The following is a 13849-nucleotide window of genomic DNA, read 5'->3' on the forward strand; positions in this document are numbered from 1 at the left end:
CCGGAGTGTCTGATATAGGTCAAAATTGACGAAGATTATTCTAAGATAGTGGTTTTGTATCTTATAAATTATGCTTGTATTGTCGGGTTCTCTAGGCTGTCGATCTTGCGCGATGCAGCATAGTCGATGGTCAAGCGTCTGACGACGCAATCCTGTGGCGGCGGCCATATGGCGCATGTCGACGAGGCAGACAGGAAGTGCCGGTGTTGGCGTAGGGAGTGACGTGCATTAGCCTTGCACCTGCCGTCACGCTTGCGTCGGATGGAGAACTGGTGCCGCTTAGGTGACTCGAACACCTGACCCCATCATTACGAATGATGTGCTCTACCAACTGAGCTAAAGCGGCCCAGGAAGCGCGAAGCCTCCAGGATCGGCTGGGTGATAGACTCAACCGGCCGCTAATTCAAGATGGGCAACCGTGATTTCAAGGCTGGATCCGGCAATTCGTCCCGTCATTTTCCATTGGCGCGGAATAAGCCATCGCCTTGTTTGCTTTTTCGATTACGCGGAGACGTCGCGCCGGACTGCGCGCAAATCGCCCGGCAAGGCGGCAAACGGACTGATTTTATTGCTAAAAGGCATCGAAATGGGCGTTGAACAGGCCTGTAAGGCAGAATGCGGGCGCTCGCCCGTTGATTGATTGGTCGCCTGCGGCTAACGATCATGGCAATGTAAGCGAACGGACAGGGGAATTCGCTTGGACGCGATCGAAAAAGCGATCCGCAACGCCTTCGAGAAAGGCAACGCCGAGGACCGGGCATTTCGCGAGCGGGTCTATCGGTCGGCTTTCGCGGCGCTCGACCGCGTGCTCCAGGCCAATCCCGGCGTGACGGTGGAAGCCGCCATCAAGCGCCGTAAGGCGGTGCAGGAAAAGATCGCCGAGATCGAATCCGAATTCCTGCCCGCGGTCCCCGATGTCGCCGCGCCGACGCAGAGCGCTGCGCAGACACAAGATACCGCGCTGACGCAACACGTTGCGCAGCCGCAAGACGCCGTACAGGGCGCCGGCGAAGCGCCCGCGGTCGATGCCCCGACAGGTGTCGCGGCCGGACCGTCGCCGGCGATCGTCGTTGATGGACCGGTTCAGCCCGAGGCATCCGACGCGCCGCGTTCGCGCGTGCTGCCGGTCGTCCCCGACATCATGCCTGACGCCACGCTGCCCGGCGCCCCGGCGATCGATATGGCCGATTCCGCGCCGGCCGAGGCCGCGGCGGAAGTGGCGCCTGACCGCGATGAAAGGCGGATAAGGGGCCGCCGCCTGCCGCTGACGGCGATCTTCTTTGGCGTGACGTTGCTCGCCGCCGCCGGCATCGGCCTCTATTTCGCCGTGCAGACCGGAGTCTTCAAGACGCCGGCGCAGCTCGACACGGCGCCGCCCGAAGCGCCGCCGACCGTCGACGATGACGACTTCACGCCGCCCGCCGATACAACTGAGCCGCAGCAGCCTGGCGCGCCGCAGCAGCCTGGTGTCGCCGAACAGACGCGCGACTGGATCAACGTGTTTACACCCACCGATCCAACGCATGTGGCGACCCCGTCCGACGCCAAGGCCGATGTCGTGCAGGACGACACCGGCTCCTTCCTGCGCATCCGCTCCGGTGCTTCCGGCTCGGCCATCAGCTTCGATGTCGGGCAGGGCGTGCTGGAGAAGCTTGCCGGCAAACATGCCGTGTTCGACGTCGTCGCCCGCGCCGAGGACGGCAAGGACACGCAGATCTCCGTCGACTGCAATTTCGGCGATCTCGGCGATTGCGGCCGCAAGCGCTATGCGGTCGGCCAGCAGCGTAACGAATATCTGTTCGACGTGAAATTCCCCGACAAGCCCCCGGGCGCCGCCGGCAGCATCGCCATCAACTCCGACTTCGACAAGCAGGGCAAGGCGGTCGACATCTACGAGATCCGCGTCTCGATCGAACCGTGAGCGCTGCCTAGCGATCCAGCAGCGCCTGCAGCGTCTCGATGCGGTCGGCTTCGGCGGTCGGCTTGTCCCAGCGCAGCCGTGAGATGCGGGGAAATCGCATCGCAACGCCGGATTTGTGGCGAGTCGAACGATTGAGACCTTCGAACGCCACCTCCAGCACCAGGCCTTGGCTGCGGTCGGCGCGCACCGAGCGCACCGGGCCGAAACGCTCGACCGTGTTGTCGCGGACAAATTTGTCAATCTGCTTCAGCTCCTCGTCGGTGAAGCCGAAATAGGCCTTGCCGACCGGCACCAGTTCCTCTGCGCCTTCCGGCCCCGACCAGACGCCGAACGTATAGTCGGAATAAAAGCTTGACCGCTTGCCATGGCCGCGCTGCGCATACATCAGCACAGCATCGACCGTGTGCGGATCGCGCTTCCACTTGAACCACGGGCCTTTCGGCCGTCCCGCGAGATAGGGCGAATCCCAGCGCTTCAGCATCACGCCTTCGATGATCGGGTGCGGCGGCGCGCGGCGCAGTTCCTCCAGCGTTTGCCAATCCGGGAATTCGACGAATGGCGACAGATCGAAACGGTGCGGGTCCAGCGTTGTGATGAAGGCCTCAAGACGGGCCCGCCGCTCGCGGAAAGGTAGCGCGCGCAAATCTTCGCCGTTGATCTGCAGCGCATCGTAGCAGCGCATGAAGGCCGGGTATTGCTGCTGTATCTTCGGGGCCACGCTCTTGCGATTGAGCCGCTGTTGCAGGTCCGAAAACGTGCCGGTCGCCGCAGGCTCGCCGACCAGCAATTCGCCGTCGAGCGCGGCGGAAAAATTCATCGCCTGGGCGAGATCGGGGAATGCGCCGGACACATCGTCGCCGGTGCGCGAATAGAGCCGGCGCACGCCGCCCTCGCACACCGCCTGAACGCGGATGCCGTCCCATTTCCATTCCGCGGCATAGGCGGCCGGATCGAGCTTTTCGAGGTCGCCGTCGCCGACCGGGTTCGACAGCATCACCGGACTGAACAGGGCAAGTGCGGTCCGCTTCGGCTTCTCGGCCTTGCCTTCCAGCCACGCGAACAGCGAGATATAGGGCGGCGTCAGCCCGTGCCACAGCTCCTCGATCTCGGCGACATCGACCTTGCCGAAATCGGCCAGCGCCTGTTTGGCCAGCCGCGCCGAAACGCCGATGCGCAAGCCGCCGGTGACCAGCTTGATGATGGCAAAGCGCGCCGAAATGCCGGCGCTGTCGAGCAGCCCGGCCAGCACCTTGGGTCCGTCGGAGCGGCTCGCCGCCTGTAGCGTCGCCACGACATCGCCAAGCGTCGGCTCCCGGTTGGGGATATGTCCCGGCGTTTGCGGCCAAACCAGCGAGACGGTTTCGGCAAGGTCGCCGACATAGTCGTAGGAATAGCCGAACAGCACCGGATCCATGCGCTCGGTGACCAGCGTGCGCAGCATCGCCGGCTTGACCGCCGCAATGTTGAGGTCGCCAGTGATAGCCGCCAGCGCCAGCCCGCGGTCGGGGTCCTCGACGCTGCGGAAATAATCGACGAGCAGTGTCAGCTTGCCATTGCGCGACGGCGTCAGCACCAGACGGTCGAGGAGTTCGGCAAAGCGGTTCATGGATGCAAGGACCGCGTTGACGGCAGAGGTTTGCGCTCTGGCACACCCCCCTCTGTCCTGCTGGACATCTCCCCCGCAAGGGGGGAGATTGGCAGCCTTGATCTTGCCGCCCATCTTGCGAGGTTGGCGATTGGCGAAAGCGGAGGTGACATCTGATCTCCCCCCTTGCGGGGGAGATGGCCGGCAGGCCAGAGGGGGGTGGGAAGGATCGCCGCGCCGGCGATTTCTGGATCAAAAATCACCATCAATCGCCCTCGTCCTCATAGCCCACAAGGTGCAGTGGCCTGGCGGCGATGCCTTCCAGCTCGCACCAGCGCACCAGCGCTTCCTCGCGGCCGTGCGTCACCCAGATTTCGCCGGCGCCCGTCTCCTTGACGGTAGCGGTCAGTTCATCCCAGTCGGCATGGTCGGAAATGATCAGCGGCAGTTCGACGCCGCCTTGCTTGGCGCGCTGGCGGATGCGCATCCAGCCCGAGGCGAAGCATGAGATCGGGTCGGGAAAGCGCCGCGCCCAGCGGTCGGCGAAGGCCGATGGAGGGCCGACAACGATGGCCCCAGTGAAATCCTGCTTGCCGCCGCTGTCGACGGTTGCCGGCTCCAGCGTGCCGAGGTCGATGCCCTGGCTCTGGTAATATTCGCTGAGCTTGGCCAGCGCGCCGTGGATATAGATCGGCCTGTCATAACCGGCATCGCGCAGCAGCCGCATCACCCGCTGTGCCTTGCCCAGCGCATAGGCGCCGACCAGATGCGATCGCTCGGGAAACTGCGCCGCCGATTTGAGCAGCCGGGCGATCTCCTCCGTGTCGGGCGGATGGTGAAACACCGGCAGGCCGAAGGTCGCCTCGGTGATGAAGACGTCGCATTGGACCGGTTCGAACGGTGCGCAGGTCGCGTCCTTCTGGCGCTTGTAGTCGCCGGAGGCGACGATGCGCCTGCCCTTGTGCTCGACCGCGATCTGCGCCGAGCCCAGCACATGGCCGGCCGGATGGAAGGTGATGCTGACATCGTTCAGCGCCATCGCTTCGCCAAGCACGGCCGCTTGCGTTGTCCCGGCAAAATCCTCGCCATAACGCAACCCCATAATGTCGAGTGTCTGCTGCGTAGCCAGCACCGAACGATGGCCGGATCGGGCATGGTCGGAATGGCCATGCGTGATCAACGCCCGGTTGACTGGCCGCACCGGGTCGATGAAGAAATCGCCGCATGGGCAATAAAGGCCTTCAGGCCGGGGATGGAGCAGGTCGCTGGCGCGCATCCAGTCAAGATAGTGGCTAATTCCAGCGCGGGAAGCCTGTTGCAAGAGACTGCTGACTCGGCCTACAGCCAGCCACCGGCCGCATCAGCCGGTGGGGCCATCGCCATGCAACCGCTGAAAATCTCGTCCGGCGACCTGACTGCCGACCGTCGCGCCGACTATGCCGAGATGCTTTTCGGCTCGGGCGAGCACGCGGCAGCGGCGGAGCTGCTGCTCGGCGCGCTGGAACTGGCGCCGCAATGGGCGGCGGGCTGGTTCCGTCTTGGCGAGATGCAGGAGACGGCCGAGCGGCTCGACGTGGCGGCTCAAGCCTGGGCGACGGCGCTGAAACTCGACCCGGCGGATCGCCTTGGCGCTGCGCTGAAGCTGCAACTCATCGGCAAGGGGCCGGCTGCCGCGGCGCCACCCAGCGCCTTTGTCGAAACGCTGTTTGACCACTATGCCGAAACTATCGAAGATTCGCTGGTCGGCAAGCTCGGCTACCGGCTGCCGGAGTTTCTCGATCGCGCCATTCGAGCGGCAAGACCGGGCCGCTTTTCGCTGGCGCTCGACAATCCGGCAGCCGCGACACGTGCCGGCTGATTGGGCAATGTGGCCTGCTTGGCCAGGGCCGCCGCTATCAAGGCGTCGGCCTGGCGCGCGCGCTGGTCCGCGCCGGCATCTCCGGCAGGGTTGCCCGCCACGGCGGAGGTCGACATCCGCCGGCGGGGTTTGAAAGCAAGATAGAGAAGCAACGCGCCGAGCAGTCCAGCCCCAATGACGATCGTCAAACGCGTGCCGGTCATGCCGGTGCGTTCGATCTGGGTGGGGTTGGCGGGGTTCTGGACGACGGTGAGCTTGTCGCGGACCTGCGGTTCGCGGGCACCGTTCTTGTTCAGCTCCATCGTGGCCTCGACGGCGTCGGCGCCGGTGCCGACGCGCAAGGTGCCGGTGAATTTCTGGGTCACCTTCCACTCTTTGTCAGCATGAACCGTCTTGAACGCATCCACCAGTTCGCACGGGATCGTGGCGGTGCTGACGGTCTTGTAGACAATCTTGTGGGCGGTCGATTCCATGTCGCATTCGACATTGACCGCGAGGATTTCAGCAGGCGCCTCGGGCCAGCCGCTCTTCTTGATCATGTCCTTGCCGCCGAACACAGCGATCAGCAGACAGAAGCCGCCAATGAGTACCAGCTTGATCTTGGTCGTGTTCATGCGCAACCCCCTCGCCGCGCGGTTTCCCGGCAAGAGGCTGCTCGTTCAGGTTGAATATTCAGTAAATCGTAAACTCTCGACGTGCGCTTAAAGTTACTCACGCTTAATGTACAGAAAACGGCGTGGCGAATATTTTAGAGATAGTGGCGGCCTCTACCCATGCGCCACCATCACATGACGAACGGCGGTATAATCCTCCAGCGCATAGAGAGACATGTCCTTGCCGTAGCCGGACTGCTTCAGCCCGCCATGCGGCATCTCGTTGGTCAGCATGAAATGGGTGTTGATCCAGGTGCAGCCATATTGCAGACGGGCGGCCGTCGCCATGGCGCGCGAGACGTTCTTGGTCCACACCGAGGATGCCAGGCCGTAGTCGCTGTCATTGGCCCAGTTCACGGCTTCATCGACTTCGGAGAAGCGGGTGATGGAAACGACCGGGCCGAACACTTCGCGGCGCACGATCTCGTCTTCCTGCAGCGCGCCGGCAACCACCGTCGGCTGGTAGTAGAAGCCGGAGCCTGCGCCCGGCTTGCCGCCGGTGGTGATCTCGATGTGCTTCAGTTCCGAAGCGCGCTCGACGAAGCTCGACACGCGATCGCGCTGGCGGCGCGAGATCAGCGGCCCGATCTCGTTTTCGGTGTCATCGGGCTGGTTGTATTTGATGGTCGAGACGGCAGATGAGAGATCGGCGACGAGCTTGTCGTAGATCTTCTTGCCGGCATAGATGCGGCAGGCGGCTGTACAATCCTGCCCGGCATTGTAGTAGCCGAAAGCGCGCAGGCCGTTGACCACGGCGCCGAGGTCGGCATCGTCGAAAACGATGACCGGCGCCTTGCCGCCGAGTTCCAGATGCGTGCGCTTGACCGACTTGGCGGCGGCCTGCAGCACCTTCTTGCCCGTGGCGACGTCGCCGGTGATCGAAATCATGTTGACCTTGGCGTGATTGATCAGCGTGTTGCCGACGCTGTCGCCGCGGCCGAGCACGACATTGACGACGCCCTCGGGCAGCACCTCGGCCAGGATCCTGGCCAGCTTCAGCGCCGTCAGCGGCGTCTGCTCCGACGGCTTGAAGACGACGGTGTTGCCGCCGGCAATGGCCGGCGCCAGCTTCCAGGCCATCATCATCAGTGGATAGTTCCACGGCGCGATGGAAGCGACAATGCCGATCGGATCGCGCCGCACCATCGAGGTGTGGCCGGGAATGTATTCGCCGGCGACCACGCCCGGCATCGAACGCACAGCGCCGGCAAAGAAACGATAGCAGTCGACGATCGCCGGGATCTCGTCATTGAGCACGGCGTTGATCGGCTTGCCGCAATTCAGCGCCTCGAGCGCCGCGAACTCCCGCGCGTTGGCCTCGATGCGGTCGGCGATCTTGAGGAGATAGCCGGAGCGCTGCGCCGGCGTTGTGCGTGACCACAAGACGAACGCTCGCCCGGCGGCAGTAACAGCCGCCTCGATCTGCGCCTGGCTGGCTTCAGGCAGGTTGAGAATGGTCGCCCCGGTCTTTGGATTCAGAATCGGCTCCTCGGTCTCGGTGCCGTTCTCGAACTTCGAGCCGATCAGCATCTGGGTGTCCATGCGGGTTCTCCTTGGTCAGGAGCGAGTAGCGAATAGCGAGTAGCGAATAGGGCTGGTCGTGCAATCTCCCTATTCGCTATTCGCTACTCCCTATTCGCTGTTCTTCATTTGCCCGAACCGGCGATCTGGTCGCCGTCGCGGGTCAGGTAATAGGCGGCAAGGATGGGCAGCAGCGTCACCAGCACCACGACCATGGCGACGACATTGGTGACCGGACGCTGGCGTGGGCGGATCAGCTCTTCCAGCATCCAGATCGGCACGGTCTGCTGCTGGCCGGCGGTGAAGGTGGTGACGATGACCTCGTCGAAGGAGAGCGCGAAGGCGAGCATCCCCCCGGCAAGCAGAGCGGTGGCGATGTTGGGCAGCACGACGTGCCGGAAGGTCTGGAAGCCGTCGGCGCCGAGATCCATCGAGGCCTCGATCATTGAGCCGGAAGTGCGGCGGAAACGGGCGACCGCATTGTTGTAGACGACGACAACGCAGAAGGTGGCGTGGCCGAGCACGATCGTCCAGAACGAGAACGGGATGTCGGCTAGCGAGAAGGCCGAGCGCAACGCGATGCCGGTGATGATGCCGGGCAGTGCGATCGGCAGGATGACGAGCAGCGAGATCGTCTCGCGGCCGAAGAATTTCGTCCGTGACACGGCGGCGGCGCACAGCGTGCCCAGTATCAAGGCAATCGCGGTCGAGATGGCGGCGACACGGACCGAAAGCGACAGCGCCTGCCAGACATCCGGCCGGTTCCAGGTGACGGCGAACCATTGTGTGGTCAGCCCCGGCGGCGGCCAGACGAAGCTCTTCTCTTCCGTGGTGAAGGCGTAGACGAAGATCAACAAGATCGGCAGATGCAGGAACAGCAGGCCGCAGGCGGCAGCGATCTTGAGGCCGAGCGGAGCGGATTGCGAACCGTCAGAGCGCATCGAAGGCCCCCATGCGCTTGGCGCCCCAGAGATAGAAACCCATGATGACGATGGGCACGACGGTGAAGGCTGCGGCGAGCGGGATGTTGCCGGCTGTGCCTTGCTGCGAATAGACGGCCTGCCCGATGAACAGCCGCGATGTGCCGATGATCTGTGGGATGATGTAGTCGCCCAGCGTCAGCGAGAAGGTGAAGATCGAGCCGGCGACGATGCCGGGCAGCGCCAGCGGGAACAGCACGTTGCGGAAGGTCTGGCCCGGCGATGCGCCGAGATCGGAGGACGCCTCGACCAGATTGCCGGGCACGCGCTCCAATGCCGCCTGCACCGGCAGGATCATGAACGGCAGCCAGACATAGACGAAAGCGATGAAGGTGCCGGTGGCGGAGACCGACAAAGAGTTGCCGCCGACGACCGGCAGCGACAGCCAGCCGTCGAGCACCCAGAGCAGATGCAATTTGGCGAGCAGCCAGGTCAAAATGCCTTCCTTGGCGAGGATCAGCTTCCAGGCGTAGATCTTGACGAGGTAACTCGACCATAGCGGCAGCATGATTCCGAGATAGAACAGCGCCTTCCAGCGGCCGCGGGCATAGCGCGCCGCATAATAGGCGATCGGGAAGGCGATGACGGCCGAGGCCAGCGTGACCAGCACCGCCATCGTCACCGTGCGCAGGAGGATGTCGAGATTGGCGGGCTGGAACAGGTCGCCATAGGTCTTCAGCGTGAATTCGTGGTTGATGAGGCCGGAGAACTCGTCGATCGAGAAGAAACTCTGTGCCAAGAGCGCGAACAGCGAACCGATATAGACGACGCCGAGCCACAGCACCGGCGGCGCCAACATGAGGAACAGCAGCAGTTGCGGCTTGCGCCAGAACAGGTCGGACAGCGCACCGCGCACGCCGCCGCTGCCGGGCAGGATGGCGGGGGCGGAGGTTGAGTTGAGCGCGGCGATGGTCATGGGGCGACCGCGTGCTGAAGGAACCCTGAGAAGCCGGGTTCCTTCACACCCCCCTCTGTCCTGCCGGACATCTCCCCCTCAAGGGCGGAGATCAGCAGTTTCGCTGCCTCGCCAAATCCCCAACGTTGAAGATTGGCGAAACCGGGAGGAACAGCCAATCTCCCCGCTTGAGGGGGAGATGTCCGGCAGGACAGAGGGGGGTGCTTGGCGCAAACCTCAATCATGCCGGCTCGTCCATCAAATGCAAATGCTCGCGGTTGAACGTCAGCACCACCGCTTCGCCTTCCGCCGGCAGCTTTGTCCCGGCCGGCACGATGGCGTGCAGCCTCAGGCCATCAGCGTCCAACGCCAGTTTTGTGGTAGCGCCGAGATAGTTGGTTCCGACCAGGCGCGCGGCAACCCCTTCGCCTTTCGCAATGCTGCCGATGCGGATGGATTCGGGACGCAGGCTGCCCCAGCGGTGCTCACCGGAATAGCGGTGGACGAAATCCGGCGGCAACACATTGGAGGAGCCGACGAAATCGGCGACGAAGCGTGTCCTGGGCCGCTGGTAGATTTCTTCCGGCGTGCCGATCTGCATGATCTTGCCGTCATTGAAGACGGCAACGCGGTCGGCCATCGACAGCGCTTCGCCCTGATCATGGGTGACGAAGACGAAGGTGATGCCGAGCGCCTTCTGCAGCGACTTCAGCTCTTCCTGCATGTTCTCGCGCAGCTTGAGGTCGAGCGCGCCGAGCGGCTCGTCGAGCAAAAGCACCTTGGGCTGGTTGACCAGCGCACGGGCCAGCGCGACGCGCTGGCGTTGGCCGCCGGAGAGCTGGCCGGGACGGCGGGCGCCATAGCCCGGCAGGCGCACCAGCGACAGCGCTTCTTCCGCCGCCTTCTGTCGTTGCGGCTTGGCGATGCCCTTGACCATCAGCCCGTAGCCGACATTGTCGAGCACGTTCAAATGCGGAAACAGCGCGTAGTCCTGGAACACGGTGTTGACGTTGCGGCGATAGGGCGGCACGCCCTCGGCGCGTTCGCCGAAGATCGAGATCGAGCCCGATGTCGGCTGCTCGAAGCCGGCGATGAGGCGCAGGCAGGTAGTCTTGCCGGACCCCGACGGACCAAGCATGGCGAAGAACTCGCCCGGCACGATGTCGAGATCGACCGCATCGACGGCGCGCACGCTGCCGAAATGGCGAGAGACTTTCTGGAAGGAAACGGCCGAGGTCATGGGCTGTCCTGATCTGTTGCCGGTTTGTGGTTCGTCGAAATAGCTCTTGCCGCCACCAATCAGGCCAGCGGGCACGGCACTTCACCTCCCCCTCGATGGGGAGGTCGCGGCGAAGCCGCGGGTGGGGGTGACTAGCACCGGACGTCAGCGCTGCCCCCACCCCGACGCTGCGCGTCGACCCTCCCCACAAGGGGGTGGGTTAAAGGAAGCTCAACGCCCGCCGATGACGCCGATATAGTCGGACACCCAGCGGTAGTAAGGCACGCACTGGTCGTTCTGGGTTGCGCACTTCGAGACCGGGGTCTTCCAGAACTTGATCTTGTCGAAGTTCTCGTAGCCGTTGGTCTTGCAGCCTTCCTCGCCGAGCAGCTCGTTGCCCTTGCAGGCAGCGGGCACCACGGGGAGCGAGCCGAACCAGGCCGAGACATCGCCCTGGACCTTGGGCGACAGCGAATGCTCAAGCCACATATAGGCGCAGTTGGGATGCGCGGCGTCGGCCTCCATCATGGTGGTGTCGGCCCAGCCGGTGACGCCTTCTTCCGGCACCGTCGAGGCGACCGGCTTCTTGGCGGCAACCAGCGTGTTGACCTGGTAAGGCCACGAACCGGAAGCGACGACGCCTTCGTTCTGGAAATCGTCGACCTGGATGGCGGCGTCATGCCAGTAGCGGCCGACCAGCGTCCGCTGAACACGCAGCAGCTCGAGCGCTGCCTTGTACTGGTCTTCGTTCAATTCGTACGGGTCCTTAATGCCGAGTTCCGGCTTGTGGAACATCAAATAGTTGGCGGCGTCGGCGATGTGGATCGGGCCGTCATAGGCCTGGACGCGGCCCTTGTTGGACTTGCCGTCCGGCAGGTTCATTTCCTCGAAGACGACGTTCCAGCTCTTGGGCGCTTCCTTGAAGACATCGGTGTTGTACATCAGGATGTTCGGGCCCCACTGATAGGGAACGCCGTAATGCACCTTGTCGACGGTGAACCAGGGCGCATCCTTCAGACGGTCGTCTACCGCCTTCCAGCTCGGGATGAGATCGGTGTTGATCGGCTGCACGCGCTTGCCGGCAACGAGGCGCAGCGATGCGTCACCCGAAGCGGTGACTAGATCGAACCCACCCTCATTCATCAGCGAGACCATCTCGTCGGAGGTGTTCGCGGTCTTGACGTTGACCTTGCAGCCGCTCTCCTTCTCGAAGGAGGTCACCCAGTCATAGCCCTTGTCGGTTTCGCCGCGCTCGATGTACCCCGGCCAGGCAACGATGCTGACCTCCCCTTCGCCCTTGCCAAGTTCCTTGACCTGGGCGACGGCCTGACCGGAAAAGGTCAGCGCGACCGTCAAGGCGGTGCACGTCTTCAGGAATGAATTCATCGTCAATCTCCCATTTTGGCGCCTGACTGCGAAGCGAGTCGCCGCCGCGGTCAGCCGCAGGCTGAAAAGCGTCAGTTCATCCGATGGCACGTTGCCGCTCTGATGGCGGCTTTCGTCCCTGACATGAAAAGTGCTCGGAAAATTCCGGTTTCGCAAATTCATTTATCAGAAACGCGATATCGGTTTTTCCGATAGATAACCACGCACCCTATCAACGCTGCTGGCGTACCATACGCTGCGACTGGGCAAGGCCGATGAAGTCGCGCGACGCCTGCGGCAGACCGGAGCCGCGGCGCCAGACCATGCCGACCTGGACGACCGGCAGGGAACCCGAAATGTCGCGCGATTCGATGCGGTCGCCTTCCAGCGACCACGGCCGGTAGACTAGGTCGGGCAGCAACGCCACGCCCGCACCTGTGGCGACGAGGCTGCGAACGGCTTCGACCGAGCGGGTGCGAAAGGCGACATGCGGCCTGGCGCCGATCGCCGCCAGAAGCTTGCCGGTGTTCTCCTCGATCTCGTCGACGGTCAGCATGATCAGCGGCTCGCCGGCAATGTCGCCTATGCCGATAATGTCGGCGCTGGCCAGCTTGTGGCCGAGCGGGACCCACAGCCGGTAGGCCGAGACCTCGAGGATTTCCGACTGCAGAGCGGTGCGGTCGCGCAAATTGGAGGTGACCATGACGGCAATGTCGAGCTTGCCGCCGATCAGCAGATGTTCGAGATAGTCGCCATTGTCCTCGATGGCCGAGACATCGACGCCGGGATAGGCGCGGCGGTAGCGCGCCAGCAGATCGGACAGCACATAGCCCGCGACCAGCGAGGTGACGCCGAGCTGCAGCCGCCCGCCGGCCACCACCTGGTCGTCGGAAAAAGCGCGGCGCGCGTCGGAGACGTCGGCCAGGATCTTGGTCGCATGGCGCAGGAACTGGTGGCCTTTGTGGGTAATGTTGAGGCCACGCGGATGGCGCTCGAACAATTCGACGCCGAGATCGCTCTCCAGCTCCTTGATCGCCTCGGTGACCGAGGATTGCGAGATGGAGAGGTTTTGTGCGGCGCCCGACACCGTGCCTTGCTCGGCGACGGCAATGAAGAACTGCAGCTGGCGGATGGTGAAAGCCATGGCCGGACTAAACACCGGCGCGCCGGGGAAGGAAAGCCGAAGGCGGAGCTTATACCCATACGGCTTGAGGCGCCTCCTGGTCAGCCGAACCCGAGGCGCCGCCGGCAGGCAGGACCGTAGCGAAGCGCGAGCATGAACGCCGTCTCCAGCGCCAGGACGATGACGATGATGCGAAAGCCGATGGCATAGGAATCCCGGCCGCTGCCGCGCATAAGGTAGCCGGTGACGAGGAAGCCGGTGTTCCATAGCGTGGCGCCGAGCAGCGTCGCCGCCGCGAAGGGCAAGAGTGGAAGACGGAGCGCGCCGGCCGCGATCGGCAGATAGTTGCGAACCGTCGGGATGAACTGCGCCAGCAAGGAGACCCGGACATGATGGCGGCGGTAGGCCTGACCAAGCTTGCTGTAGGTCGCATAGCGCAAGCAGACATATTTGCCGAAACGCTCGACCAGCCTGTCGGCACGATCCAATCCAATCCTACGGCCCACACTATACCAGACAAGGCAGCCTGTGATGGCGGACAGCGTCGTCACCAGAAGCAGGATCGCCAGCGCCAGGAGATCGGAGGCTGCCGTCATGCCGAGGAACAGCAGCAGCACATGCGAGGGCGGCAGCGGCAGGATCTTTTCAGTGAAGGCGAGACAGCCGACACCAAGCAGGCCGAAGCCCAGGATCGCCGACAGTGGATCAGTCATGCGAAGCGCCAGTCAT

General features: G+C 63.6%; 12 protein-coding genes, 1 tRNA gene and 1 pseudogene. 3 read left to right on the forward strand and 11 right to left on the reverse strand.

Going from position 1 to position 13849, the window contains the following annotated elements; genetic code table 11:
• Positions 1-270: 270 nt before the first annotated feature.
• Positions 271-346, reverse strand: a tRNA-Thr gene (locus tag X728_RS156980).
• Between the two features lie 72 nt (positions 347-418).
• Between X728_RS156980 and X728_RS1000000170235 the strand changes: the two genes are divergently transcribed.
• Together X728_RS1000000170235 and X728_RS156975 are read left to right on the forward strand one after the other, a co-directional pair.
• Positions 419-640 (forward strand): hypothetical protein, encoded by a 222-nt coding sequence (locus X728_RS1000000170235; RefSeq protein ID WP_155921595.1) that lies wholly within the window; start codon positions 419-421, stop codon positions 638-640.
• A gap of 57 nt (positions 641-697) precedes the next feature.
• A complete protein-coding gene (locus X728_RS156975; protein WP_023821510.1) occupies positions 698-1921 on the forward strand; it encodes a hypothetical protein in 1224 nt (407 codons plus the stop codon).
• Between the two features lie 7 nt (positions 1922-1928).
• On the opposite strand, the gene X728_RS156970 is transcribed toward X728_RS156975, so the two are convergent.
• Positions 1929-3527 carry a cisplatin damage response ATP-dependent DNA ligase gene (locus X728_RS156970; RefSeq protein ID WP_023821511.1) on the reverse strand — a complete coding sequence of 533 codons (1599 nt, stop codon included), beginning with the start codon at positions 3525-3527 and terminating at the stop codon, positions 1929-1931.
• A 244-nt stretch (positions 3528-3771) separates the two neighbouring features.
• Positions 3772-4782, reverse strand: a complete 1011-nt coding sequence (locus tag X728_RS156965) for a ligase-associated DNA damage response exonuclease (RefSeq protein WP_023831163.1) — start codon at positions 4780-4782, stop codon at positions 3772-3774.
• Between the two features lie 105 nt (positions 4783-4887).
• Between X728_RS156965 and X728_RS0134745 the strand changes: the two are divergent.
• Positions 4888-5334: pseudogene (locus X728_RS0134745) on the forward strand (SAM-dependent methyltransferase); the annotation flags it as partial.
• Here the strand turns inward: X728_RS0134745 and X728_RS156960 are convergent.
• The 8 genes from X728_RS156960 to X728_RS156920 all read right to left on the reverse strand — a co-directional run bounded on the left by X728_RS156960 (position 5262) and on the right by X728_RS156920 (position 13833).
• Complete coding sequence (locus X728_RS156960; RefSeq protein WP_023831165.1) at positions 5262-5978, reverse strand: hypothetical protein; 717 nt, start codon at positions 5976-5978, stop codon at positions 5262-5264. The pseudogene X728_RS0134745 and the gene X728_RS156960 sit on opposite strands and share 73 nt — an antisense overlap.
• A 153-nt stretch (positions 5979-6131) precedes the next feature.
• Positions 6132-7559: a gamma-aminobutyraldehyde dehydrogenase gene (locus tag X728_RS156955; RefSeq protein ID WP_023831166.1), complete on the reverse strand. Its 1428-nt coding sequence runs from the start codon at positions 7557-7559 to the stop codon at positions 6132-6134.
• 104 nt (positions 7560-7663) lie between these two features.
• The gene (locus tag X728_RS156950; protein ID WP_023673416.1) at positions 7664-8479 is read right to left on the reverse strand and encodes an ABC transporter permease; all 816 of its coding nucleotides are present in this window, start codon (positions 8477-8479) and stop codon (positions 7664-7666) included.
• On the reverse strand, positions 8469-9434 hold the full coding sequence (locus tag X728_RS156945; RefSeq protein WP_023831167.1) for an ABC transporter permease: 966 nt from the start codon (positions 9432-9434) through the stop codon (positions 8469-8471). The genes X728_RS156950 and X728_RS156945 overlap by 11 nt, the downstream gene beginning before the upstream one ends.
• Positions 9435-9654: 220 nt before the next feature.
• On the reverse strand, positions 9655-10653 hold the full coding sequence (locus tag X728_RS156935; RefSeq protein WP_023831169.1) for an ABC transporter ATP-binding protein: 999 nt from the start codon (positions 10651-10653) through the stop codon (positions 9655-9657).
• 210 nt (positions 10654-10863) lie between these two features.
• Positions 10864-12018, reverse strand: coding sequence for an ABC transporter substrate-binding protein (locus tag X728_RS156930; RefSeq protein ID WP_023692632.1), 1155 nt, complete (start codon positions 12016-12018; stop codon positions 10864-10866).
• Positions 12019-12229: 211 nt separating this feature from the next.
• On the reverse strand, positions 12230-13141 hold the full coding sequence (locus X728_RS156925) for a LysR substrate-binding domain-containing protein (RefSeq protein WP_023673412.1): 912 nt from the start codon (positions 13139-13141) through the stop codon (positions 12230-12232).
• An 80-nt stretch (positions 13142-13221) separates the two neighbouring features.
• The gene (locus X728_RS156920; protein ID WP_023692634.1) at positions 13222-13833 is read right to left on the reverse strand and encodes a DedA family protein; all 612 of its coding nucleotides are present in this window, start codon (positions 13831-13833) and stop codon (positions 13222-13224) included.
• Between the last annotated feature and the right edge of the window lie 16 nt (positions 13834-13849).

Source organism: Mesorhizobium sp. L103C119B0 (assembly GCF_000502235.1).
GTDB lineage: Bacteria > Pseudomonadota > Alphaproteobacteria > Rhizobiales > Rhizobiaceae > Mesorhizobium.